Origin of the sequence: Eggerthella guodeyinii, from assembly GCF_009834925.2 — a bacterium.
GTDB lineage: Bacteria > Actinomycetota > Coriobacteriia > Coriobacteriales > Eggerthellaceae > Eggerthella > Eggerthella guodeyinii.
Map to the genome: position 1 here is coordinate 1,340,670 of NZ_CP063310.1, position 23,157 is coordinate 1,363,826.

Sequence of the window (23,157 nt, forward strand, 5' to 3'; positions counted from 1 at the left end):
CTTACGCTTCGGGGGACGACGCGCGCTCGGCCCGTCGGTCCCGGTTCTTCTTCGCGGTCAAGCCCGCGCCTGCCGCCAACGCCGCGGCGGCGACGGCGGCGCCCGCTACCACGGCGGGGTTGCCCTCGCCCGTGCGGTCGACAGCGGCGGCGGCCTCGGTCGAGGAGCGGTGGAACTGCGTTCTGAGCGTCTCTTCCACGTCGAGGGCGTGGGCGCCGACGGCGTAGAGCATGCCCGTCCCTTCGATGCGCGCCGCGCCGGCTCCCTCGATGAAGGCGCGCAGCGCGGCGGTCGGGTCGTCCAGGTCCCCGAACGCGCGCACGCCCACGGGGCAGGCGGCCACGCACGCGGGCTCCAGCCCCGCATCAACGCGATCGGCGCACAGGGTGCACTTCTCCGCCACGCCCAAGCGCTCCGTCGGGGCGTTCTCGTAGGGCGCGGGCGTCGCGGCGCCGAAATGCCATCCGTCGCGCGCGTTGATGGTGCGCGCGCCGTACGGGCAGGCCGTCAGGCACACGCCGCACCCGATGCAGCGATCGTACGCCACAACCACGATGCCGTCGTCGCGCTTGCCGCTGGCGCCCGTGGGGCACACGCTCACGCACGAGGGGTCGTCGCAGTGGAGGCAGCCGTGGGGCAGCGCAGCCCGGTCGCCGTCGGGCCATCGCCCCCACTCCAGCGTGTCGACCCAGGTCCAAGCCACGCCGGGGCGCAGGGCGTTGTGCTGCTGGCACGCCACGACGCAGGTTTGGCATCCCGTGCAGCGCGCCATGTCCAAGGCCATTGCGAATCTCGTCACGCTCACCCCTCCCTTGCTTCCCCTCAGGGGCATCATAGCAGGAGTTGCCCGTCGGTTCCAACGTCCCTACGTCGCGCTGCGCGCCGCTCAGGCGTCCAGGTTCCGTACCTCGTCCACGAGCGTTCGGTCCTCTTGCAGGTGGGCGACCAGCAGCTTCGCCAGGCCGCGGTAGAAGCCGGTTCGGGCGACCTGTTCCATGGTGGCGGCGAACGAGGGCACCCAGTTCAGCAGGTGTCCGTCGAGGAACGCGGCCTGCACGTCCAGCAGGCGGCGCAGCTCCTCCCCGTCGCCCCCGTCGTATGCCGCCGCGGCGCGTTGCGCCCCCACCTGCATGAATTCCAGCTCGAGGGCGATATGGTCCTCGCCCAGCCGTGCGGCGTCGGACGCCCGCAGCCCCTCGGCGCGGTAGAGGGCGCGCACCTCGTCGCGCGCCCGGTCCATCACGAGGTGCTCCTCGGACGTGTGCACCGACTCGTTGGGATAGGGCGCGGTGCGCGTCGAGCGCCGGCGCACGACGAACAGCCGCGCGAAGTCCACGGCCAGCTCGGTGCGCGTATGCTCGTCGGCGGCGGCGAGGTACGATCCCATCAGGCGGTTCGCCTCGTCGAACGGGGCCGACCCCGTATCGTCGGGGAAGGGCAGCGCGCGCAGGCCTTCCAGCAGCTCCTCGTCTACCTCGCGGTTGAACAGCCGCGCGAGCAGCCCGTAGGATGCGGCGCGGTCGGCCAGCGCGAGCGATACCTGTTCGTTCATGGCGGTTCCTTCCTCCGTCTCGGCGGCAGGTGCGGGGCCCGGCCGCCGGCAGCCTGTTCGCGCGCGCGATTGCAGTCCCGCACGGAACAGGCTCCCGTCGCCCGGGCCGGTGAAGCGGGGCCCCGCGCAGGGGAGGGGTGCGCGGGGCCCGAACAGCGGATGATCAGGCTATATCTTCTCGATCTCGCAGAGGGCGTCCTTGAAGGTGGGGAAGCCGGAGATCGGGTCGAACACACGGTCGATGAGCAGGCACGAGTTCGCCTGTTCCCAGCCGTGGAGGATCTCGACGTTGCCCGGGTGCATCATGTTGGTGACGTGCACCTTGAACTGCACCTCGCCCAGCTGGTTGAAGATGCGCACCATGTCGCCCTCTTCGAGGCCGCGGGCTTCGGCGTCCTCGTGGCTCATGTTCACGATGGGCTCGGGCATGAACTGGTTGAGCCAAGGCGTGTGGCGGTATTTGCTGTGCACGTACCAGGGCACGCGGTTGCCGGTGGTCAGGATCAGGGGATACTGCTCGAACAGGTCGGGCGTGGCCACGGGGCTGACGTGCGGCTCCTCGTACTTCGCGAGGCCCTCGAAGCCGAGCTTCTCCAGCAGGCCGCTCTTGAACTCCATCTTGCCCGATGGCGTGCCGAAGCCCTTCTGCTCGTACTGCTTGGGCGACCATTCGCCCGCCGACGGCAGGGGGTAGACGCCGGGCAGCGCGTTCTGCACGTCGTCGACCGTGGCGCCCGACCCGCCGGCGTCGAGGTAGGCCTGCATGCACGCCTTGAGATCGCCGTTGAAGCACTCCTCCTCGAAGCCGAGCGCGCAGCCGATGTCGAGCAGGATCTGCCAGTCCTCGCGGGCCTCGCCGGCCGGGTCCATGGCGGCTTGGCTGCCGATGAGGCCGGTCGGCTGCGTCTGGAACGGGGCGATGCGCTCCCAGCACACGGCCGTGGGCAGCACCATGTCCATATAGTCGTGCGTCCACGGGTTCAGGTGGATGTCGATGCCCACGGCGAAGTCGAGGGTGGACACGGCTTCCTGGATCTGCGTGGTCTGCGCGAAGTTCATGAGGTTGGTGCCCAGGAACACGCCGGCGTGGATGAGGCCGTCGTCGATGTACTCGAGCAGGCCGTTGTTCTGGTAGTACGTCGAGGTCGCCGACCACACCGGCCACCGCTCGACGCCGGCACGCTGGTCGAGCAGCTCCTTCGCCACGTCCTTGAGCTGGAAGGACGAGTCGTCGGTGCCGGTGATGCCGGGAGCCAGCTTGTTGCAGCCCTCGCGATCCCAGTAGCCCATGAGGCCGAGCAGCTGGTGGATGGCGCGGGTGCTCTGCACGCCGTTGGAGTGGTGCGTGGTGGAGTGGGGGCTCACCCACATGGTGCCCTGGCCTCCCTCGGCCCACATGCGCGCGGCGGCGCGGATGTCATCGGCCTTCACCCAGGTGATCTCCTCGGCCTTCTCGGGCGTGAACTCCTTCACGTATTCCTTGTACTCGTCGAAGCCCTCCGTCCAGTTCTCGACGAAGTCGTGGTCGTAGAGGTCCTCCTCGACGATGACGTTGCCCATGGCCAGCGCCAGCGCGCCGTCGGAGCCGGGGCGCGGCTGCAGGTAGATGTCGGCCAGCTGCACGGCGGTGGGCGTCAGGCGCGTGTCGATGACGATGTACTTGCACCCCGCCTTCTTGGCATCGAGCATGCCCTTGTACGCGGTGGGCTGGGGATACATCGACCAGGCGATGTTGGAGCCCCACTGCAGGTGCACCTTGGTGTCGGCGTTCGGCAGCGATCCGGTGCGCCCGCCGAAGTCCAGGATGCCCGCCAGCATCTCGGCGAACGCGCACTGCGCGCCGCCCCACGACACGTTCGGCGTGCCGAACAGCGCGGCCACGCGGCAGAACACGGGCAGGTGCTCCTTCGGGTCGCCCGAGTGGAACGTCACCGACGACGCGCCGTAGGTTTCCTTGGCCTTGTTGAGCTCGGTCGCGATGGTGGACAGCGCCTCGTCCCAGGTGATGCGCTCCCATTGGGGATCCTCGCCGAGGCCCTTCTTCGGGTTCGTGCGCTTCAAGGGGTACAGCAGGCGGTTCGGGTCGTAGACGTTCTGCAGGCTGGTGAGGCCCTTGAGGCACGGCTTGGGCTTGGAGTGCTGGTCGTTGCCCTCGACGCGCACGAGCTTGCCGTTTTGCACGGTGCCCTTCAGTCCGCAGAACACGGACTGGTTGCACATGGGGCAGGACGTGTACACGTAGGTTTCGCCCGCGTCCTCGGCGGCGAAGGCCTGCTCGGGCGCGACGGTTTCCAGGCCGCCCGAGGCGAGCGCGGCGGCTCCGAGGGCGGCGGCGCCGACGAAGGCGCGGCGCGAGAGGTTGATCGTGCTGTTCGGCGTGGTCATGTTACTCGCCTTCCTTTCCCTCGACGGTGCTCGCTGCGTGCTTCTTGCCGCGGACGTTGCCCGCCGCGAATCCGGCTCCGGCCGCCACGGCGGCCACCGCCACCGCGCCGACCCCGATCACCGCGGCGTTCGGACCCTGGAACTCGCCCTGGGGACCGGCGGGCTCGGCCTCGCTCGCCACGATGTTGGGCACGTTCGAGACGTTCGTCATGAGCGCTTCGCGCAGGCTGAAATCGTGGTCGCCCTTCACATAATACAGCGACGTGCCGCGCAGGTTCTCGGCGTTGTTGTCTTTGATGTACGCGCTGACCTCGCTTGACGGGTCGTCCACGTCGCCGAACACGCGCGCGGCCATCGGGCAGGCCTCCACGCAGTGGGGCAGCCCGCCCTCGTCGACGCGCTCGGCGCAGAAGATGCACTTCTCGGCCACGTCCGAGTGCGGGGTGCCGTAGCTCTCGTAGGGAGCGGCTTCGGCGGCTCCGAAGTACCAATCGTCCTTGAAGCTGATGGTGCGCGCCTCGTACGGGCACACCATCACGCAAGCGCCGCAGGCCAGGCACGCGTCGTAGTTGACGGTGACGATGCCGTCGGCGCGCTGCGAGCTGGCGGCGGTGGGGCAGACGTGCACGCACGGGGCGTCGTCGCAGTGCATGCACGCGTGGGGCAGGGCGAAGCGGTCGCCGTCGGGCCATTCCCCCTGCTCGATCGTGTCGACCGTGCTCCAGTGCACGCCCGGCCTCTGATTGTTGTTCATCTGGCACGTCACCACGCAGGTTTGGCATCCCGTGCACCGTGTCAAATCGATCACCATGCCGTACTTCGTCATGGCGTCCCCCTTTCCTCGTCGATCCCTTGCTCTCGTCCGTAGCTGTCGGTGCCGTCGGCACCGTGGAACCCCGATCCTCCCTTCGCGCTCCCCCGCCTCCGCGGCGATGTCCTTTGTTCTATCGTTATATTATTCTATAATACTAGAATAATCAAGAGGAGCCGGAACAAAGGTTGAAGCGCGTAGGAGGGGGTGGGGCGTGGAGCGCGGGACGGCGACGTGGGAGAGAGGCGGCGTGCGGCGCGGGGCGGCGGGAGGGGCTTCGGAGGCTCGTGCGTTCTCGAGCGACCCCGCTCTTGGAAGCTCGCATGCTCGGCCCCCGTCTTGGGAGCGCGGTGTCGCCGGGGAGCGCGGCGTCCCGCGTCGCGCCGACCGCATGCCGCGCGCATCGCGAGCCGGCGCGGGACGCGCCCCTTCGCCCGCAAGCGCGATCCCGCGCGAAGGGAAGGCGCGGCGCGTCGGCGCGAAGTCGCAGCACGTACAAATGTTTCACGTGAAACATCCGCCCGCACTCCTTGCTCGGGGCATCGTTGCGTGCGAAACCGCTTCGAAGTCACAAAAATCACCGCTGTGAAGCTTTTCGTGTGTATCGGGGCGCTATCGTGCGACGAGAACGGCCCACGCGTTTTTCGCGACCTGGTGTTTCGTTGTCGAGGGATTCCTTCACGCCGTCCTTCGGCTTCCGCGGGGCTTCACGCCGGTGATTTTTGTGACTCGGCGGCGGTTTTTCGCGATGAGCGCTTGGCGTGCGGGCCGCCTCGCCGCCCGCCCGTTGAGCATGCCCCTCATCATCTCGTTACGTGGGCGACATGCAATCGCCACGCGTGGCGCACGGGGGCACGCTATGATCGCTTCAACAACAACTAGAAGGAGCGATTCGCCATGATCAAGGTCATCAAGCACGAGAACATGGGCCGCAGCGACCGCCGATGGCTGCACAGCCTGTTCCATTTCTCGTTCGCCGAGTACTACAACCCCGACAATATCAAGTTCGGCGCGCTGCGCGTGGTCAACGACGACCGGTTCGACCCGCACGGCGGGTTCGACACGCATCCGCACGACAACATGGAGATCATCAGCTACGTCGTGGACGGCCAGCTCACCCACCGCGACAGCCTGGGCAACGGCAGCCGGCTCGAGCGCGGCGACGTGCAGTACATGAGCGCCGGAAGCGGCATCATGCACAGCGAGTTCAACGACACGAACGAGCCGCTGCGCTTCCTGCAGATATGGATCCTGCCCGACGAGAAGAACGTGGAGCCGAACTACGGCGACCACCGCTTCGACTGGGAGGATCGCGTGGGGAAGTGGATGCCCATCGCCTCGGGCGAGGAGGGCTTCGCGCCCATCCGCATCCATCAGGACATGAAGGTGCTCGTCAGCGCCATCGGGGCGGACGAGATGCTGTACTACGACCTCGACCCGGCGCGCCAGGCCTACCTCATCCAGATCGAGGGCGAGGGCATGGTGAACGGCAACGAGCTGGCCGAGGGCGATGCGGCCGAGATCACCGCCACGCGCGAGGTCACCATCCGTGCGAAGACGCCGTCGCACTACATCCTGTTCGACATGGCCGCCGACGAGGCGTAGCCGCGCTCGCATGCAGAAGGCCCGCAGCGGATGCTGCGGGCCTTCGTCGCGCGTTCGCGCAGGGAGGGAGGGTGCCTAGAGGGATGGGGCCTCGGGCGCTTCAGGAGCCTCCGGGGCTTGCGGCGCGCTCAAGCCGCCGTCGCTGCTGCTGGTGCCGCCCCTGTCGACGCTCGCGCCGCCTTCCGCGAACGTCAGCGTCACGTTCCCGCTCATCGTATGGGCGCTCACGTGCCGCGACGCCGTGGCGCTGCCCGCCGGGGAGTGCACGTTGCCGCTGACCGACGAGGCCTCGATGGCGTACTCGCTGTCAGAGCCGGTGAACGAGGCGCTCACGTTGCCGCTGACGGCGTCGAACTTCGCGTCGGCGGCGGCGATGCCCGTTGCCTGGATGTCGCCGCTGCCCATGTGCGCATCGAGCGTGACCGTGTTCACGTTCCGCAGCGTCTGCTTGCCGCTCGCGGTGTCGAGCTTCACGATCTCGGACGCCTCGACGTCGGAGTACTCCACGTTGCCGCTCATCGTGGTGGCGCTGAGGTACGAGCACTGCGTGCCCCGCACTTCCACGTTGCCGCTGGCCGCGCTCGTCACGATGTCGTTGGCGACGAGGTTCGCGAGCTTGATGCTGCCGCTTGCGGTCTTCGCCGTGACGGAGCCCAGGCCGTCCAGGTCGGCCGCGTCCACGTTGCCGCCCATGATGTCGATGTCGAGCGAGCCCGTGTAGCTGCGCGGCACCTTCACGACGGTGGTATGGTCCTCGAACGACCCGATCATCATGATGCCGATGTACGAGTCGCGCGAACCCTCGACGGTGACGGTGCCGCCGCTGTCGGTCACGTCGAAGTGCTTCCGCTCGTTCGTCCAGTACGTCACCTCGATGGCGTCGCCGTCGGTCGGCTCGATGCGCACGTTCTCGTCCACGTCGCGCAGGACGATGGTGCTGTGGGGGCTTTCCGCTTCGGGGTCGAGCGTCTTCGTAGTGGACGTCCAGTTGCGGGATTCGGTCGAGAGGTTCTCGATGTTGAACCCGGCCGCCGCGAACGCGCCGAAGGAGATGGCGAAGCCTCCGACGACGAGGATGGTCGCGATGACGAGCAACGTCTTCTTGCCGCTAGACATGAGCTGCTCCTTCCGGTGCGATGGGGCTGGCGTCGTTGCGCTGCAGCTTGATGAACAGCCCCTTCACCCAGCGGGCGAACGAATGGGTGAGGTTGATGAGGCCCTTGCTGGCGGCGAGCACGCCGAACCAGGAGAACAGCCCCATGCCGGCGCCGGCCAGTCCGCAGCCGAAGATCCAGATGCCCGAGAGCGGGTACCCGATGGCCGTGCACCACGCGAGGCCGAACACGCCGAAGGGCGCGCACACCAGCAGGGAGACCACGACGGCCCAGAGCGCCACGACGACCATCCAGATGGCAAGGTAGACGGAGAGCACCGTGAGCACGAACGCCAGCGCCAGCGTCACCCAGATGGGGGAGAGGATGGCCAGCAGCACGATGTTGAGCGTGCGGCTGCCGGTGTTCGCCTTCGCGATGGCCTTCGGGATGGGCGGCGTCTCGGCGATGATCTGCGCCGCGATGGTGTTCACCGGCCCGAGCGCGGCCACCGCCTCCTGTTCGCCCATGCCGTCTTCGATGCGGTCGTCGATCATCTCGGCGTAGAACGCGATCGACTGCTCCACCTCGTAAGACGGCAGCTTGCCGAGCGCGCGCCGCAACGCATCCAAGAACTCGGTCTTATTCATCGGTTGGCACCTCGTTTCACATACTCGTAGACGTCCAAAACGTCGTCCCATTCCTTCAAAAACTCGTCGAGGTACGTGACCCCGGCGGGCGTGATGCGATAGTACTTGCGCAGGCGCCCGTTGTGCTCAACGGCGTACACCGTCAGCAATCCTGCCGACTCCAGCCGTTTGAGCAGGGGGTACAGCGTCGATTCCGTGAGGTGCAGGCTCGGCGGCACGTCTTTGACGATCTGATAGCCGTACGAGTCCTGGCGGTTGATCGATGCGAGCACGCAAACATCGAGGAACCCTCGCTTCAATTGTGCATCCATCGCATACCTCCTTTCGCCTTATACTATATGACACATAGTATAAGGCGTCAACGGGTATTTAGAAAAATGTTGGGAGGGCGAGCGGCGGGGGCGGGGGAAGAGGGGCAGAAGCGGGCGAAGGAGCTTCGGGTGCGGCGCCGCACGCGGTCGACGCGCCATGCGACGGCGGGCTCGTCACCTGGGGCCGGGCACACCATGCGAACGAATGTTTCACGTGAAACATTCGTTCCGGTGCGTCGCGATTCGCTGCTGCTCTGATGTTGCCCTGAGGGCTGCGGGACTATCCGACGGGCTGCTCGTCGATGCGGTCGAGGAGTTCTTGCTTCGTGTGGACGTCGAGCTTTGCGTACACGTTCTTGACGTAGGTCTTCACCGTGTTCTCGGACAGGAACAGCTTCTCGCCGATGGCGGTCTTGCTGCGCCCGCGTGCGAGCAGCGCCACCACTTCGCATTCGCGCTCGGTGAGGAAGTAGCGCTGCTTCAAGCGCTCAAGCTGACGCGTCAGCGTGTCTCCGGCCACGTCGCTCTCCACAGCCGCGCCGCCTTCGCCGCGCACAGCCTGCGCATGGGCGGCGATGCTGCTCGCGATGCCGCCGCCGCGCGTGCGGAAATCGGCGAACAGGGGACGCGTGCGCGGAATGGAGTCGCCCAGCAGCAACGCCATGCTGATCGCCAGCAGGAGGACGATGGCGGTGGTGATGCCGACGGCCGCCGCCGAGTGGGGTTCGGCTACCCAGATGAGCGCGCGCCCGAGCTCGCGCGGCAGGATGTGCGCCACCCATCCCAGCCCGAGGATGGCGTACGGAGCCCAGCTGCTATGGCGCGCGACGTCGTAGCAGCTGTACCACAGGAGGCCGAGCGAGAACGTGTTCGCCGCCGCGATGAGCATGGCGCCGAAGGGGGCCAAGGGCTCGCTCATGGCGGCAAGCGCGAGCACGCCGGCAACCACGAGCGTGACGGCGATGTTCCACAGCGACGAGAACCTGAGCGAGCGCCCCCTGACGAGCGCCCAGCCGATCACGCCGAGCGAGAGCGCCGCCGCTCCGAACTGGTGGAGCGCCTGGAATGCCAAGGGCAGCTCGATGGAGGCTCCCGAAGGGAATCCGCGCGCGACGCCGAGGGCGAGGTTGAACAGCGCGACGCCGGCGAGCAGCCGGACGAAGGTCGTACGCGGTTCCCGGTCGTACGCGCGATCCGCCGCGTCGCCGCGCTCGCCGTGTTCGAGAGGCTCCTCGCGACCCTCCCGCGCATCGAGCAGGGCTTGCGCTCGACGGAAGGCGATGCAGGACAGCGTGGGCATGAGGATGGCCACGAGCAGCGCCACGTTTTCGGGAACGATGCCCAGAAACAGGCCCAGAAACGAGCTGGCGGCAAGCGACAGGAAGGCGTACAGCAGCGCTTCGGCGGGACGCAGGCGCACGTAGAAGCTCATCCACATGCCGCCGCCCCAGATGATGCCGAACCCGGCGAACGCGCAGGCCGCAGCGACGAGCGTCTGGCTGGGATACACGCTTTCCAACAGGAACAGGGCGCTTGCCGCCGTCATGGCGGCGGCCGAGACGAGGCTCAGCGCGCTCTGCGCTTTGACGGAGAACCCGCGTCGCGCGATGATGGCCAGCATGATGAGGATGAGCATGGCGCGCAGCAGGTTGGCCGCGATGGTGATGATGCCGGAATCGGTGGAGGTGTAGCGATCGTACAGGTCGGCTTGAATCCAGATGCGCACGGCGACGAGGCCCAGGAAGTTGATCGAGAAGAGCGGCACATGCCGTGCGAGGAACGCGGAAAGCCCCCGTGCGTCTTGTTGTCCGTCTGCCGAGTGCGCCATGCGGTTCTGCTCCCCCTTGCGATCCGTCCCGTCGGGTCCCAGTATAGCGGAAGGGGGGGCGAGGCGTCGGCAGATGGCGGCGACCCTCCGGTCGCCGCCATCTCGGGAGGAGAGGTGAATCGCGTCTAGCGGCCGAGGAACGCCAGCACGCTCTCCGCCGCGCGATGGCCGAAGACGTTGATGTCGCAGATGGCGTTGCCGCCCAGGCGGTTGCCGCCATGGATGCCGCCCGTCACCTCGCCGGCCGCGAACAGGCCGGGGATGGGCGCGCCGCTCGCGTCCAGCACGCGCGCCTCGGTGTCGATGCGCAGGCCGCCCATCGTGTGGTGGATGCCGGGCGCCACCTTGATGGCGTAGAATGGCGCCTCGTCGATGGGGTAGCGGCTCTTCCAACGGCCGAACGGATCGTCGGCGTCGGCGGCTATCGCGCCGTTGTACGCCTCCATCGTCGCGGTGAAGTTGGAGGCGTCGACGCCCATGAGGCCGCACAGGTCCTCGAGCGTGTCGGCGGAAAGAGCGAGGTTTTTCTCCTCGAACTTCTCCTTGATGCTCTTGTTCTCGTCGTAGACCTTGCGGTCGAACACGGCGAACGCCCAGCCGCCGGGTTGTTCCCATTCGGCAGCCGACACCACGTCGCGCGTGAGCAGCTCGTCCGTGAAGCGGTTGCCCTCGGCGTTCACGAGAATGGCGCCGTCGCCGCGGATTCCCTCGCTCAACAGGATCGATGTACCCTGTTCGACGGTGGGGTGCACCTGGATCTGCTCGATGTCCACTATATCGGCTCCCACAGCCTGGCCGAGCAGGATGCCGTCGCCCTGCGCGCCGGGTTGGTTCGTGGTCACGGCCTCGCGCAGCTCGGGGCGGTACTGGGCGAGCATCTCGTGGTTCGCGCCGAACCCGCCGGCGGCGATCACGATGGCTCGGGCGCGGTAGTCGACGAGGTGTCCGCTGCGATCGTCGAGCGCCCGCACGCCGGCGATGCGCCCGTCTTCGCCGAGGAGGATCTCCTGCACGCTCATGTGGGTGACGGCATCCACGCCGCGCTGTGCGCACTGGTCGCACATGTGCTTGACCAGGTACTTGCCCACGGCGCTTCCGTCTTCGGGACGATGGATGCGCGGCACGGACGCACCGCCGGACGTGGAGATCTTCGTGAGGTTCATGCCGCGTTCGGCGAGGCGCTCGATGGCGGCGTTGGAGTTTTCGCACATATAGCGGATGAGGTCCATGTTGCCCAGATCATGGCCTCCTTTGAACGTGTCGGACGCGAACAGGTCCACGCTGTCCTCGATGCCCTCCTCCTTCTGCAGCTGGGTGCAGCAGGCGTTCATGCCGCCCTCGGCGAAGCAGGTGTTGCCTCCGGCCACGGCCATTTTCTCCAACAGGATGACGCGTGCGCCGCCGTCGTGCGCGCTCATGGCCGCCGTCATGCCCGCGCCGCCCGCGCCGATGACGATCACGTCGTACGTCCCGCCGTCGCGCCCCTCGCTCGCGCTCGCCTGGCTCGGCGCGCAGCCGGTCAGGCCGGCGAACGACACGGCTGCGAGCATGCCCGAGCCGAGAGCGCCGCGCAGGAAGTCGCGTCGCCCGATGGCCCTTCCGGTCGTCGTGTTGGCCTGGTTGTTCTGGTCGCCCTGTAGCATGGTTCGTTCCTCTCCCTTGTCGTGATGCGGTTCCTCTGCGTAAGACGATATCCCGCCACGCCGGGGAGGGGCAGCCGACGATCGGGTGGGTTCTACACCCGAAGCGGGTGATTCTGCTGGACAGGGCCCGGTTCTCGCCGTTTTCGGCCCCTGTGGGAGACGCTCGCTCTGCTCCGCGCGTCGCCTTCGAGAAAAATCGTGCGGCGCGGGCGTGCGCGCCCGCGCCGCACGCAAGGTTTGCTATTATGGACGGCGTTATGTTTTCACCTGTTCCACCTTCGGTTTCCGGGCGTGCCGCGCGGGGCCGATGCGTGAAAACGAGAGAAGGAAAGAGCAGGCCCTATGACCCAACATCTCACCGAGCGCGACGTCCGCGGCATCGCGGAATACGCGCGCATCGGGCTGCCGGACGACGAGGTGGCGCGCATGGTCGTCGACCTCAACGCCATCATCGACAGCCTGAAGCCCATCACCGAATACGACCTCGAGGGCGTGGAGCCCACGTTCCACCCCATCGGCGGCCTTTCCAACGTCATGCGCGAGGACGCCGAGGCGCCCTCCTTCACGCAGGAGGAGGCGCTCGAGAACGCGCCCAAGCAGCAGGACGGCAGCTTCCTCATCCCGTCGATCCTCGGCGAAGGGGGCGATCGCTGATGGCCTCCACCGCCCCCGTGTTCGCCGCGATGAGCGTGCGCGACATCCGCGCCGGCCTCGCCGCCAAGGACTTCTCGGCCCGCGAGATCGCCGAGAGCTCGCTCGCGCGCGTGCGCGCGCTCGACGGCGCCACGCACGCGTTCCTCGAAACCACCGAGCGGCGCGCGCTCGACCAGGCGGCCGCGCTCGACGCCGCCGTGGCTGCCGGCACGCTCGACGCGTGCGGACCGCTGGCCGGCGTGCCCGTGGCGTTCAAGGACAACATGAACCTCGAGGGCACGCACACCACGTGCTCGTCCACCATGCTCGCCAACTATGTGTCGCCCTACACGGCCACGTGCGTCGAGCGCACCATCAACGCCGGCGGCATCCCGCTCGGCAAGCTCAACATGGACGAATTCGCGTTCGGCTCCTCCACGGAGACGAGCGCCTTCGGCCCCACCCGCAACCCGTGGGACCTCGCGCGCGTGCCCGGCGGCTCGTCGGGCGGCAGCGCGTCGGCCGTGGGCGCGGGCCTGGCCACCATCACGCTGGGCAGCGACACGGGCGGCTCCATCCGCCAGCCCGGCAGCTTCTGCGGCACCGTGGCCGTCAAGCCCACGTACGGCGTGGTCAGCCGCTACGGCGTGGTGGCGTTCGGCAGCTCGCTCGACCAGGTGGGCCCGTTCACGCGCTCGGTGGAGGACGCGGCGTACGCGCTCAACGCCATCGCCGGCCGCGACGCGCTCGACTGCACGAGCCAGGCCGTGGACGTCGACTTCACGGCGAACCTGGCCGAGGGCGTGCGCGGCATGCGCATCGGCGTGGTGCCCGCGTTCATGGAGGCCCGCGGCCTCACCGACGAGGTGAAGGCCAAGGTGGAGGAGGCCGTCGAGCACCTGCGCGCGCTCGGCGCCGACATCGTGGAGGTGGAGCTGCCGAACGCCCAGGCCGCGATGAGCGCCTACTACGTGCTGGGCCCCTGCGAGGCGTTCAGCAACCTCGCGCGCTTCGACTCGGTGCGCTACGGCTACTGCGATCCCGGTCACAAGGACCTCGGCGGCCAGTACGAGGCCAGCCGCGCCAAGGGCTTCGGCCCCGAGGCGCGCCGCCGCATCATGCTGGGCAGCTACCTCTTGTCTGCGGGCGTGTACGACACCTATTACTACCCGGCGCAGCAGGTGCGCACGCTCATCACGCAGGACTACGCGCGCGCCTACGAGCAGGTGGACTGCATCGTCGCGCCCGTGTCTCCGCGCACCGCGTTCACGTTCGGCGAGGTGAGCGACCCCACCGACATGTACCTGTCGGACATGTTCACCATCTCCATCAACATCGCGGGCAACGGCGGCATGAGCCTGCCCGTGGGCCTGGGCGCGCAGACGCAGCTGCCCGTGGGCGTGCAGCTGATCTCGCCGCAGTTCAAGGACGAGAACATGCTGCGCGTGGCCGCCGCGCTGGAAACGGTGTACGGCCCGGCCCCCGTGGCGCCGGCGTTCGCGCCGGGCGCGGCGGCGCCGGCGGGCGCGCAGGCGACCATCCCCGACGCCGCAGACGCGGTGCCGGGGGTCGACCTGCCCGGCCTCCTCGACGACGGAAAGGCAGGCGAGTAGCCATGAGAAAGCTCGAAGAGGTGCTGCAGGATTGGGAGGCCGTCATCGGCCTCGAGATACACGCCGAGCTGACGACGCTCGACACCAAGATGTTCTGCGGCTGCAAGCTGGAGTTCGGCGCCGAGCCGAACACGCACACGTGCCCCGTGTGCCTCGGCATGCCCGGCGCGCTTCCCGTGCCGAACCGCGCGGCCATCGAGTCCATCGTGCTGGCGGGCCTGGCCACGAACTGCGACATCGAGAAGCACTCGATGTTCTACCGCAAAACGTACATGTACCCCGACATGTCGAAGAACTACCAGACCACGCAGGGTCCCGTGGCGTTCTGCATGCGCGGCCACCTCGACCTCGACGTGGACGGCGCGGCCGCGAAGGAGCGTATCGACCTGGACGGGCTCGCCGTGGGCGAGAGCCGCGGCAACGTGACGCGCACGGCGGACGGCTACACCGCCCACGTGGGCATCACGCGCATCCACATGGAGGAGGACGCGGGCAAGATGGTGCACATCGGCGGCGGCGAGGGCCGCATCGCCGGGGCCACGCACTCGCTGGTCGACTACAACCGCGCCGGCACGCCGCTCACCGAGCTGGTCACCGAGCCCGACCTGCGCACGCCCGAGGAGGCGCGCCTGTTCATGCAGAAGCTGCGCCAGATCTACCTGGCGCTGGGCATCTCCGACTGCTCGATGGAGGAGGGCAGCATGCGTTGCGACGGCAACGTGTCGCTGCGCCGCCGCGGCGCCAAGGAATTCGGCGTGAAGACCGAGCTCAAGAACATGAACAGCTTCAAGAACCTCCACGACGGCCTGGCCTACGAGATCTGCCGCCAGGCGGACGTGCTCGAGGAGGGCGGCCAGATCTTCCAGGAGACGCGGCACTGGGACCCGTCGGCCAAGCGCACCATCGTGATGCGCGTGAAGGAGACGGCCGACGACTACCGCCTGTTCCCCGACCCGGACCTCGCGCCCTACGACCTCGCCGACGAGTGGATCGAATCGGTGCGCGCGAAGCTCCCCGAGCTGCCCGACCAGAAGGCGGCCCGCTACGAGGACGCGTTCGGCCTCAGCGCTTACGATGCGCGCCATCTCGTGGAGCATCGCGAGACGGCCGACTTCTTCGAGGCGTGCATGGAGCTGGCCGCGGGCGACGCGGCCAAGCTGGCGAAGCCGGTGGCGAACCTCGTCATCAACGACGTGACCGCCTACCTGAACGCCGCGGACGGCGTCCGCCTGGGCTCCACGCCGCTCACCCCGGCCCGCGCGCTTCAGCTCGTGCGCCTGCAAGCCGAGGACGTCATCTCGTCCAAGCAGGCCAAAGAGGTGTTCGCGGCCGTGCTCGACGAGGGCAAGGACCCGGCGGCCATCGTGGAGGAGCGCGGCATGAAGCAGGTGTCGGACACGGGCGCCATCGAGGCCGTGATCGACGCGGTGCTGGCGGCCAACCCCGACAAGGTGGCGCAGTACCAGGGCGGCAAGACGGGCCTCATCGGGTTCTTCGTGGGCCAGTGCATGAAGGAGATGCGCGGCCAGGGCAACCCGAAGCTCATCAACGAGCTGCTGGCGAAGAAGCTCGGATAGGGCTGATCGCGCACGTACGTAAAGACGCGGAGGCGCGCTGCGGTTCGGGCGCGCTTCCGCTTTTGAAGGAGAAGGGGGACGAATGGACTTCAACGAATGGCTCATCGCCTGGACGGGCGAGGTCGACGGGTTTCTGTACACGTACATCCTGCTGCTGTTGCTGGTGGCCGTGGGCGTGTACTTCACCATCCGCACGAAGGCCGTGCAGATCCGCTACATCAAGGACATGTTCACGCAGCTGACCGAGAAGAAGCATGTGGAGGGCGAGCGCTCGATCTCGTCGTTCCAGGCGCTCATGGTGTCCACGGCGTCGCGCGTGGGCACGGGCAACATCGCCGGCGTGGCCACCGCCATCGCCACGGGCGGCCCGGGCGCCGTGTTCTGGATGGGGCTCATGGCCGTCATCGGCGCGGCGTCGGCGTTCATCGAGTCCACGCTCGCGCAGGTGTGGAAGGTGCGCGGCAAGGAGGGCGAGTTCCGCGGCGGCCCCGCGTACTACATCCAGCAGGCGCTGGGGAAGCGCTGGCTGGGCATCCTGTTCGCCGTGCTGCTCATCCTGTGCTTCGCGTTCGGGTTCAACGGGCTGCAGGCCTTCAACGCGGCCTCGTCGCTCGAGTACTACATCCCCGACTACGCCACGAACGGCGCGGCCGTGGCCTGCGGCATCGTGCTGGCGGTGATGACCGCGTTCGTCATCTTCGGCGGCGCGAAGCGCATCAGCATCATCACGTCCATCATCGTGCCCATCATGGCCATCGCCTACATCGCCATCGCGGTGTGGACCACCGTCACCAACATCACCGTGCTGCCCCAGGTGTTCTCGCTGGTGTTCGCCTCGGCGTTCGACTTCCAGTCGATCTTCGGCGGCTTCGCGGGCTCGGTGGTCATGCTGGGCATCAAGCGCGGCCTGTACTCCAACGAGGCCGGCATGGGCTCGGCGCCGAACGCGGCCGCCACGGCGTCGGTGTCGCACCCCTGCAAGCAGGGCCTCGTGCAGAGCCTGTCCGTGTACATCGACACGCTGCTCATCTGCACCTGCTCGGCCATGATGGTGCTCGTGTTCTACGTGCAGGACCCGCAGGCGGCCGCCGCGCTCAACGGCATGCCGCTCGTGCAGATGGCCGTGAACAACTCGGTGGGCGAGATCGGCATCCACTTCATCACGTTCGCCATCTTCGCCTTCGCGTTCTCCAGCCTCATCGGCAACTACTTCTACGCCGAGAACAACCTGCGCTTCATCAAGGGCGACAGCCGGGCGCTGCTGCTCGTGTTCCGCCTCGTGTGCCTCGCGGTCATCTTCTACGGCGCGGTGAACAGCTTCGACCTCGCGTGGAACCTGGCCGACATCTTCATGGGCTTCATGGCCATCGTGAACCTCATCGCCATCATGTTGCTGGGCAAGTGGGCGCTCAAGGTGCTCGACGACTACTCGGCGCAGCGCAAGGCCGGCAAGGACCCGGTGTTCGTGGCCGACAACATCGAGGGGCTGCCGCCCACCGAGTGCTGGCATCTGTCGCACCTCGAGGAGTACGGCAAGCAGCCGGTGCAGGAGTACCTCGACGACCAGATCGACGTGGAGTACGCCGGGCTGAACTGAGGACGCTCCGGACGCCCTCGACAGGCGTGGTAGGATAGACGGAAACGCGGACGCGCGGGCACGGGGCGCGGTGGGAGGAAAGGAAGCGGCATGGCTGACGACGACCGTCGCGCGGGCGACTGGCTGAAGCGCGACCTGCGCAAGAATGCGAACGACCTGATCGAGGAGCCGAACCAGAAGGTGTGGTACAAGCAGACGTTCTGGATCGTCTTCTTCCTCGTCATATTCTGGCCGGTGGGCATCGTGCTGTGCTGGAGGAGCGACTGGCACATCGTGGCGAAGATCCTCTGCTCGGTGGCGGTGGCGTTCATGGTGTACTTCTCGGTGACCATGTACCAGGCCACCCAGGCGCTCATGGCGTCGGGCGTGGCGTAGGCGAGACGAACCGCGGCCCCTTCCCAGAGAAGGGGCCGCGCTGCTTCTGTGCGATTTTTCGCCTTTCGCCGCGCGCGCTCGCGTCGAATGCCCCTTGTGCGCTATCATTCGCGTCGAAAACAGTGATCTATTCGGTACGAGTTGCACAAGGATAACGATATGACGAACTTCGCGAACGGTCGCACGACTGTCCTGGCGGGCCACGGCTTCGCCGAATCCGGTCCCTACCTGCTGATCAACGACGTGGAGCGGGGTGCGCAGCACCGCTTCGCCGTGCTCGGCAAGACGTTCTCGCTGCGTCGGTTGCCCAAGCGGCGTTGCGTGGGGCGCTTCGATCTCGAGTCCTACACGAAGGAGGTGTGCCCGCTCAACGTGGAGCTGCTTCCCGATGCGAAGGACACGATGTGCCCGGCGTGCCAGGAAGCCACGGGCTTCAACCCCTCGTTCTACTACGCCGACTTCATCTCGGCCCAGCAGCGCGCCTACAACCTCACGCCGCACTTCACCTACCTGGCGTACTTCTCGCCGAAGTACGTGAAGGCCGGCATCTCGTCGGAGACGCGCGGCATCGAGCGCCTGCTGGAGCAGGGCGCCCGCGCGGCCCGCATCGTCGGCCGCTTCGGATGCGCCGACGACGCGCGCGAGCTGGAGGCGGCGCTGTGCGCGCAGCCCGGCATCCTGGAAACCATGCGCGCGTCGAAGAAGGTCGACCTGCTCGTGAACGAGCGCTTCGACTTCGCCGAGGCGAAGGAGGTGCTCGACGCCACGGTGGAGCGCCTCGGCCTCGAGGGCGCGGAGCCGGCCGAGGACCTGTCGCCGCACTATTTCGGCGGCCCGTCGCCCGACTGCCACGACCTGCAGGTGCCCGAGGGCCACGACGGCGAGTGCGGCGGCCGCTGCATCGGCATGGTGGGCGGCGCGCTCGTGTTCGAGCAGGAGGGCACGAACTACGTCGTGTCCGTCAAGGAATGGGAGTCCCACGAGATCGAGCTTTTGAAGGACGAAGTGGTGTGCTCCTACGACTTCGCGCCCCAGCAGTTCTCGCTGTTCTAAGGCGGGGCGAGCGAGAGCGAGCGCCCTTCCGCATCCGTGCGCCGCTCCTTCGGGGGCGGCGCACGCTCGTTTTACCCCGAACAGATGTTTCACGTGAAACATTCTCGTTTCGGGTGGCGCGGGGCTGCCCCCGCACCCCTTCCATGACGTAAAATGTAGCGGTTCTCCAAAACATTCTGCAAACAGCTTGCTTTACTACTCTACTGTGATAAAGTACCAGAGACAAACAGGCCAGCGAAGGAAGAGGATCATGGATTACGTGACACCGGCGGGGTTCAGGGACGTGCTTGCCGACGAGGCGTGCATGCGCGAGCGCATCGCCCGCGACGTGCAGGCGTGCTTCGCCGCGCGCGGCTACCTGCCCATCGAGACGCCCACGCTCGAGGTCATGGACGTCATGCGCGCGGGAGGCCGCATGCCCGGCTCTCCCTTCAAGTTCTTCGACGCCGGCGGCGACCTCTTGGCCATGCGTCCCGACGTGACGCTGCAGGTGGCGCGCATGTGCGCGACGCGCCTCGCGGGCCAGCCGGGGCCGTTCCGCTTCCGCTACATGCAGCGCGTGTTCCGCGAGGCCGAGGGCCGCATGCAGGCCCAGGCGCGCGAGATGACGCAGATCGGCGTGGAGTGCATCGGCGAGGCCGGGCCCCAGGCCGACGCGGAAGTGGTGGAGCTCATGGTGGAGGCGCTCGAGCTGGCGGGCGCGCGCGGCTGCAAGCTGGCGCTGGCCACGGTGGGCGTGCTGCGCGCGCTGCTCGCCGCGAGCGGGGCGCCCGCGCAGTGGACCGAGCAGGTGCTGGCCGCGTTCCATGCGTCGAACTTCGTCGAGGTCGACCGGCTCACGGGCGAGGCGGCCGTCGTGCCGCCCGTGTTCGCGGCGGCCATCCGCGCGCTGCCGCGCATCCGCGGCGGGCGCGAGGCGGTGGAGCAGGTGCGCGCGCTCGTGGCCCCGCTCGGCTGCGAGGACGGCCTCGACGACTTCGCCCGCACCTGCGACCTGCTGGCCGAGGCGGGCCTGGCCGACCGCATCCTCGTGGACTTCTCGGTGATGAGCTCGTTCGACTACTACACGGGCATCGTGTTCGAGGCCTACGCGCCCGAGCTGGGCACCCCGCTCGGCAGCGGCGGCCGCTACGACAACATGATCGGGTCGTACGGCGAGAGCCGCCCGGCCGCGGGCTTCGCGTTCTCCCTCGAGCAGGCCATGGCGGCAGCTGCGGCCGCCGATTGCGCGGCCGGCGGCGCGCCCTCCGCGCGCCCGCTGCGCATCGCGGTGCCGAAGGGCTCGCTCAACGCCGACACGGTGGCCGCGCTCGGCGAGGCGGGCCTCGACGTGACGGGGCTGGCCGATCCCGGGCGCTCCCTCATCATCCGCAACCCGGGCGTCGAGTACGTCATCGTGCGCCCCACCGACGCGCCCGCGTTCGTGTCGCTCGGCGCCGCCGACTGCGGCATCTGCGGGAAGGACTCGCTGCTGGAGGCCGAATCCGACGTCGTGGAGCTCGTCGACCTCGGCTACGGCGCGTGCCGCTTCGTGGTGGCCGAGCCGGCCGGCGCCGCCGACGCGGCCGACGAGCACTACCGCCGCCTGGGCTCGCTGCGCATCGCCACGAAGTACCCCAACATCACGCGCGCCCACTACGCGAAGACGGGCACCCAGGTGGAGATCGTGAAGCTGCACGGGAACATCGAGCTGGCGCCCTTGACGGGCATGGCCGAGCGCATCGTCGACATCACGGCGACCGGCACCACCCTGCGCGAGAACGACCTCGTGGTGGTCGACGAGGTCCTTTCGTCGACCGCGCGCTTCTTCTCGAACACCTGCGCGTTCCGCACGGACGCGCGTATCGTACAATTGACCCAAGCGCTGCAGCGGAACGCGGAAGCCGCCGCGCGCCAAGCCGGCAAGGAAAAGGAGTAGCCCATGCGCCGCATCATCCTGCAACCGGGCGAGCAGTTCACCAACGCCCATCTCAAGCGCACCGGCGCGTTCAACGCGGCCGCGTTGACGGCGGCCACCGCCATCGTCGAGGGCGTGCGCGAGCGCGGCGACGAGGCCCTGCGCGCCTACACCGAGCAGTTCGACGGCGTGCGCGTGGAGGACTTCCGCGTGAGCCAGGCCGCCATCGCCGAGGCCATCGCGAACGTGGACGACAAGACGGCGCGCGCCCTGCGCCAGGCCGCCGCGCAGATCCGCGACTTCCACGAGCGCCAGAAGCAGCAGAGCTGGTTCACCGTGCGCGAGGACGGCGCGCTCGTGGGCTCGAAGGTGGAGCCGCTGGAGTCCGTGGGCATCTACGTGCCGGGCGGGCGCGCGCTGTACCCGTCGTCGGTGCTGATGAACGCGCTGCCGGCCGCCGTGGCCGGCGTGGGGCGCATCGTGTGCGTGACGCCGCCGACGGCCGACGGCTCGCTCGATCCGGCCATCCTCGAGGCGTGCCGCATCTCCGGCGTCACCGAGATCTACGCGGTGGGCGGGGCGCAGGCCATCGCCGCGCTGGCGTACGGCACCGAGTCCATCGCGCCCGTGGCCAAGATCACCGGCCCCGGCAACGCCTACGTGGCCGCGGCGAAGAAGGTGGTGTCGGGCGACGTCGGCATCGACATGATCGCCGGCCCGTCCGAGGTGTGCGTCGTGGCCGATTCCACGGCCGACCCGGCGCTCGTGGCCATCGACCTCATGGCGCAGGCCGAGCACGACCCGCTGGCCGCCTGCTACCTGGTCGCCTTCGACGAGGCCTACGCCGACGAGGTGGAGCGCATGGTGGAACGCCACCTGAAAACGTCCACGCGCGCCGAGATCACGGCCGCCTCGCTCGCCGACCAGGGCCTCATCGTGGTGTGCGACAGCATGCCCCAGGCGATCGAGACGGTGAACGTCATCGCCCCCGAGCATCTGGAGCTGCACGTCGACCACGCCTTCGACCTGTTGGGCGCCATCCGCAACGCGGGCGCCATCTTCCTGGGCGCCTGGACGCCCGAGGCCGTGGGCGACTACGCGGCCGGCCCGAACCACACGCTGCCCACGGGCGGCACGGCGCGCTACGCCTCGCCGCTGTCGGTGGACGAGTTCGTGAAGAAGTCGAGCGTCATCCAGTACTCGTCGCAGGCGCTCGCCCGCGACGCCGACATGGTGATGACCATCGCGCGGCACGAGGGCCTGTGGGCGCACGCCATGAGCGTGGAGATGCGCAAGAACCTGTTGGACACGGGCAACGTGTATGGGATGGAGGGCGGCGACGGAGCGGGCCGCGCGGCCGGGGACGGGATCGCCGATGCGTAGCGTGTGCACGGCCGCTCCCCAGCTTGCAGGCGTGACGCCCTACGATCCGAAGTACCTGCCCGCCACCGCCATCCTCTCCGCGAACGAGAACCCGCACGACGTGGACGACGAGATCCGCCGCGACATCATGCGCGAGGTGAAGCGTCTGCCCCTCAACCGCTATCCGGACCCGCTGGCCAACGACCTGCGCGACATGATAGCCGAGGCGAACGGCCTCGACCGCGACCAGGTGCTCGTGGGCAACGGCGGCGACGAGCTGCTGTTCAACCTCGCGCTGGCGTGGGGCGGGCCGGGCCGCACGTTCCTCAACCTGCCGCCCACGTTCTCGGTGTACGACGCCAACGCCCGCCTCACGGGCACGACGGTGGTTGACGTGCCGCGCCGCGTCGACTTCTCCATCGACGAGGAGGCCGTGCTGGCGCGCGTCGCCGAGGGCGGCATCGACTATCTCGTGGTGACGAGCCCGAACAACCCCACGGGCCAGCTGGCCAGCGAGACGTTCATGCTCCGGCTGCTCGACGCCACCGACGCGCTCGTCATGGTGGACGAGGCCTACTTCGAGTTCTCGCGCCAGACGATGCGCCCCTACCTGGCGCAGCACAAGAACCTCGTCATCCTGCGCACGTTCTCGAAGGCGTTCAGCCTGGCCGGCGTGCGCATGGGCTACATCCTGGGCGACGCCGAGGTCGTCCGCGAGTTCGTCAAGGTGCGCCAGCCGTACTCGGTGGACGCCATCTCGCAGGCCGTCGCGCGCGTGGTGTACGCGAACCGCGCGAAGTTCGAGCGCGGCATCCTCGCGGTGATCGAGGAACGCGCCCGCCTGATCGAGGGGCTGAGGATGGTTCCCGGCGTGAAGTCGTTCCCGTCGGATGCGAACTACGTGCTGTTCCGCGTGGAGAACGCGCCCCTCGTGTGGGAGGCGCTGTACGAGCGCGGCGTGCTCGTGCGCGATTTCTCGCGCGCGCCGCATCTGGAGAACTGCCTGCGCGTGACCGTGGGCGCCCCCGAGGAGAACGACGCGTTCCTGCGGGCCCTGCGCGACGCGGTGATGGGGAAGTGCGACTTGAAGGTTCCGTTGGCCTGACGGCCGACGGAACGGGCCGAGGGCTGCGACGCGAAGCTAGTCCCCGTAGGGGGCGGCTTCCCGTGGCAC

The 23,157-nt window shown here is 68.2% G+C and carries 19 protein-coding genes; 10 read left to right on the top strand and 9 right to left on the bottom strand.

Features of this window, described 5'->3' with window-relative positions; translation table 11 throughout:
- Position 1: 1 nt before the first annotated feature.
- From GS424_RS05390 to GS424_RS05405, 4 genes are all read right to left on the bottom strand, one after another.
- Positions 2 to 799 carry a 4Fe-4S dicluster domain-containing protein gene (locus tag GS424_RS05390; protein ID WP_160943089.1) on the bottom strand — a complete coding sequence of 266 codons (798 nt, stop codon included), beginning with the start codon at positions 797 to 799 and terminating at the stop codon, positions 2 to 4.
- A gap of 87 nt (positions 800 to 886) precedes the next feature.
- A complete protein-coding gene (locus tag GS424_RS05395; RefSeq protein ID WP_160943088.1) occupies positions 887 to 1,552 on the bottom strand; it encodes a TorD/DmsD family molecular chaperone in 666 nt (221 codons plus the stop codon).
- Between the two features lie 168 nt (positions 1,553 to 1,720).
- Entirely contained in the window at positions 1,721 to 3,937 is a 2,217-nt protein-coding gene (locus tag GS424_RS05400; protein ID WP_160943087.1) for a molybdopterin-containing oxidoreductase family protein, read from the bottom strand.
- Between the two features lies 1 nt (position 3,938).
- The gene (locus GS424_RS05405) at positions 3,939 to 4,763 is read right to left on the bottom strand and encodes a 4Fe-4S dicluster domain-containing protein (protein ID WP_160943086.1); all 825 of its coding nucleotides are present in this window, start codon (positions 4,761 to 4,763) and stop codon (positions 3,939 to 3,941) included.
- Positions 4,764 to 5,645: 882 nt separating this feature from the next.
- Between GS424_RS05405 and GS424_RS05410 the strand changes: the two genes are divergently transcribed.
- The gene (locus tag GS424_RS05410) at positions 5,646 to 6,353 is read left to right on the top strand and encodes a pirin family protein (RefSeq protein ID WP_160943085.1); all 708 of its coding nucleotides are present in this window, start codon (positions 5,646 to 5,648) and stop codon (positions 6,351 to 6,353) included.
- A gap of 75 nt (positions 6,354 to 6,428) precedes the next feature.
- On the opposite strand, the gene GS424_RS05415 is transcribed toward GS424_RS05410, so the two are convergent.
- The 5 genes from GS424_RS05415 to GS424_RS05435 all read right to left on the bottom strand — a co-directional run bounded on the left by GS424_RS05415 (position 6,429) and on the right by GS424_RS05435 (position 11,876).
- On the bottom strand, positions 6,429 to 7,469 hold the full coding sequence (locus tag GS424_RS05415; RefSeq protein WP_160943084.1) for a DUF4097 family beta strand repeat-containing protein: 1,041 nt from the start codon (positions 7,467 to 7,469) through the stop codon (positions 6,429 to 6,431).
- A complete protein-coding gene (locus tag GS424_RS05420; protein WP_160943083.1) occupies positions 7,462 to 8,094 on the bottom strand; it encodes a DUF1700 domain-containing protein in 633 nt (210 codons plus the stop codon). The genes GS424_RS05415 and GS424_RS05420 overlap by 8 nt, the downstream gene beginning before the upstream one ends.
- A complete protein-coding gene (locus GS424_RS05425) occupies positions 8,091 to 8,405 on the bottom strand; it encodes a PadR family transcriptional regulator (protein ID WP_154334207.1) in 315 nt (104 codons plus the stop codon). The genes GS424_RS05420 and GS424_RS05425 overlap by 4 nt, the downstream gene beginning before the upstream one ends.
- A 280-nt stretch (positions 8,406 to 8,685) precedes the next feature.
- Positions 8,686 to 10,233 carry a helix-turn-helix transcriptional regulator gene (locus GS424_RS05430; protein WP_160943082.1) on the bottom strand — a complete coding sequence of 516 codons (1,548 nt, stop codon included), beginning with the start codon at positions 10,231 to 10,233 and terminating at the stop codon, positions 8,686 to 8,688.
- Positions 10,234 to 10,358: 125 nt separating this feature from the next.
- A complete protein-coding gene (locus GS424_RS05435; protein WP_160943081.1) occupies positions 10,359 to 11,876 on the bottom strand; it encodes a flavocytochrome c in 1,518 nt (505 codons plus the stop codon).
- Between the two features lie 342 nt (positions 11,877 to 12,218).
- On the opposite strand from GS424_RS05435, the gene gatC reads away from it, so the two are divergent.
- From gatC to hisC, 9 genes are all read left to right on the top strand, one after another.
- Positions 12,219 to 12,530: an Asp-tRNA(Asn)/Glu-tRNA(Gln) amidotransferase subunit GatC gene (gene gatC, locus GS424_RS05440; RefSeq protein WP_154334204.1), complete on the top strand. Its 312-nt coding sequence runs from the start codon at positions 12,219 to 12,221 to the stop codon at positions 12,528 to 12,530.
- On the top strand, positions 12,530 to 14,122 hold the full coding sequence (gene gatA / locus GS424_RS05445) for an Asp-tRNA(Asn)/Glu-tRNA(Gln) amidotransferase subunit GatA (protein WP_244977682.1): 1,593 nt from the start codon (positions 12,530 to 12,532) through the stop codon (positions 14,120 to 14,122). Before gatC ends, gatA begins: the two co-directional genes overlap by 1 nt.
- 2 nt (positions 14,123 to 14,124) lie before the next feature.
- Positions 14,125 to 15,699: an Asp-tRNA(Asn)/Glu-tRNA(Gln) amidotransferase subunit GatB gene (gene gatB / locus GS424_RS05450; protein WP_160943080.1), complete on the top strand. Its 1,575-nt coding sequence runs from the start codon at positions 14,125 to 14,127 to the stop codon at positions 15,697 to 15,699.
- Between the two features lie 82 nt (positions 15,700 to 15,781).
- On the top strand, positions 15,782 to 17,296 hold the full coding sequence (locus GS424_RS05455) for an alanine/glycine:cation symporter family protein (RefSeq protein WP_160943079.1): 1,515 nt from the start codon (positions 15,782 to 15,784) through the stop codon (positions 17,294 to 17,296).
- A 90-nt stretch (positions 17,297 to 17,386) separates the two neighbouring features.
- A complete protein-coding gene (locus tag GS424_RS05460; protein WP_154334201.1) occupies positions 17,387 to 17,671 on the top strand; it encodes a holotricin-3 in 285 nt (94 codons plus the stop codon).
- Positions 17,672 to 17,830: 159 nt separating this feature from the next.
- On the top strand, positions 17,831 to 18,724 hold the full coding sequence (locus GS424_RS05465; RefSeq protein ID WP_160943078.1) for a DUF2797 domain-containing protein: 894 nt from the start codon (positions 17,831 to 17,833) through the stop codon (positions 18,722 to 18,724).
- 250 nt (positions 18,725 to 18,974) lie between these two features.
- Positions 18,975 to 20,642, top strand: coding sequence for an ATP phosphoribosyltransferase regulatory subunit (gene hisZ, locus GS424_RS05470; protein WP_160943077.1), 1,668 nt, complete (start codon positions 18,975 to 18,977; stop codon positions 20,640 to 20,642).
- Between the two features lie 3 nt (positions 20,643 to 20,645).
- On the top strand, positions 20,646 to 22,004 hold the full coding sequence (gene hisD, locus GS424_RS05475; protein ID WP_160943076.1) for a histidinol dehydrogenase: 1,359 nt from the start codon (positions 20,646 to 20,648) through the stop codon (positions 22,002 to 22,004).
- Complete coding sequence (gene hisC / locus GS424_RS05480; protein WP_160943075.1) at positions 21,997 to 23,088, top strand: histidinol-phosphate transaminase; 1,092 nt, start codon at positions 21,997 to 21,999, stop codon at positions 23,086 to 23,088. The genes hisD and hisC overlap by 8 nt, the downstream gene beginning before the upstream one ends.
- Positions 23,089 to 23,157 lie beyond the last annotated feature (69 nt).

Coding starts and splice junctions, on each gene's coding strand:
- GS424_RS05405 (WP_160943086.1), bottom strand. CDS start 4,763: ATGACGAAGTACGGCATGGTGATCGATTTGACACGGTGCACGGGATGC.
- GS424_RS05395 (WP_160943088.1), bottom strand. CDS start 1,552: ATGAACGAACAGGTATCGCTCGCGCTGGCCGACCGCGCCGCATCCTAC.
- gatB (WP_160943080.1), top strand. CDS start 14,125: ATGAGAAAGCTCGAAGAGGTGCTGCAGGATTGGGAGGCCGTCATCGGC.
- GS424_RS05415 (WP_160943084.1), bottom strand. CDS start 7,469: ATGTCTAGCGGCAAGAAGACGTTGCTCGTCATCGCGACCATCCTCGTC.
- GS424_RS05465 (WP_160943078.1), top strand. CDS start 17,831: ATGACGAACTTCGCGAACGGTCGCACGACTGTCCTGGCGGGCCACGGC.
- GS424_RS05430 (WP_160943082.1), bottom strand. CDS start 10,233: ATGGCGCACTCGGCAGACGGACAACAAGACGCACGGGGGCTTTCCGCG.
- GS424_RS05420 (WP_160943083.1), bottom strand. CDS start 8,094: ATGAATAAGACCGAGTTCTTGGATGCGTTGCGGCGCGCGCTCGGCAAG.
- GS424_RS05425 (WP_154334207.1), bottom strand. CDS start 8,405: ATGGATGCACAATTGAAGCGAGGGTTCCTCGATGTTTGCGTGCTCGCA.
- hisD (WP_160943076.1), top strand. CDS start 20,646: ATGCGCCGCATCATCCTGCAACCGGGCGAGCAGTTCACCAACGCCCAT.
- GS424_RS05410 (WP_160943085.1), top strand. CDS start 5,646: ATGATCAAGGTCATCAAGCACGAGAACATGGGCCGCAGCGACCGCCGA.
- GS424_RS05460 (WP_154334201.1), top strand. CDS start 17,387: ATGGCTGACGACGACCGTCGCGCGGGCGACTGGCTGAAGCGCGACCTG.
- GS424_RS05400 (WP_160943087.1), bottom strand. CDS start 3,937: ATGACCACGCCGAACAGCACGATCAACCTCTCGCGCCGCGCCTTCGTC.
- gatC (WP_154334204.1), top strand. CDS start 12,219: ATGACCCAACATCTCACCGAGCGCGACGTCCGCGGCATCGCGGAATAC.
- gatA (WP_244977682.1), top strand. CDS start 12,530: ATGGCCTCCACCGCCCCCGTGTTCGCCGCGATGAGCGTGCGCGACATC.
- GS424_RS05435 (WP_160943081.1), bottom strand. CDS start 11,876: ATGCTACAGGGCGACCAGAACAACCAGGCCAACACGACGACCGGAAGG.
- hisC (WP_160943075.1), top strand. CDS start 21,997: ATGCGTAGCGTGTGCACGGCCGCTCCCCAGCTTGCAGGCGTGACGCCC.
- GS424_RS05455 (WP_160943079.1), top strand. CDS start 15,782: ATGGACTTCAACGAATGGCTCATCGCCTGGACGGGCGAGGTCGACGGG.
- hisZ (WP_160943077.1), top strand. CDS start 18,975: ATGGATTACGTGACACCGGCGGGGTTCAGGGACGTGCTTGCCGACGAG.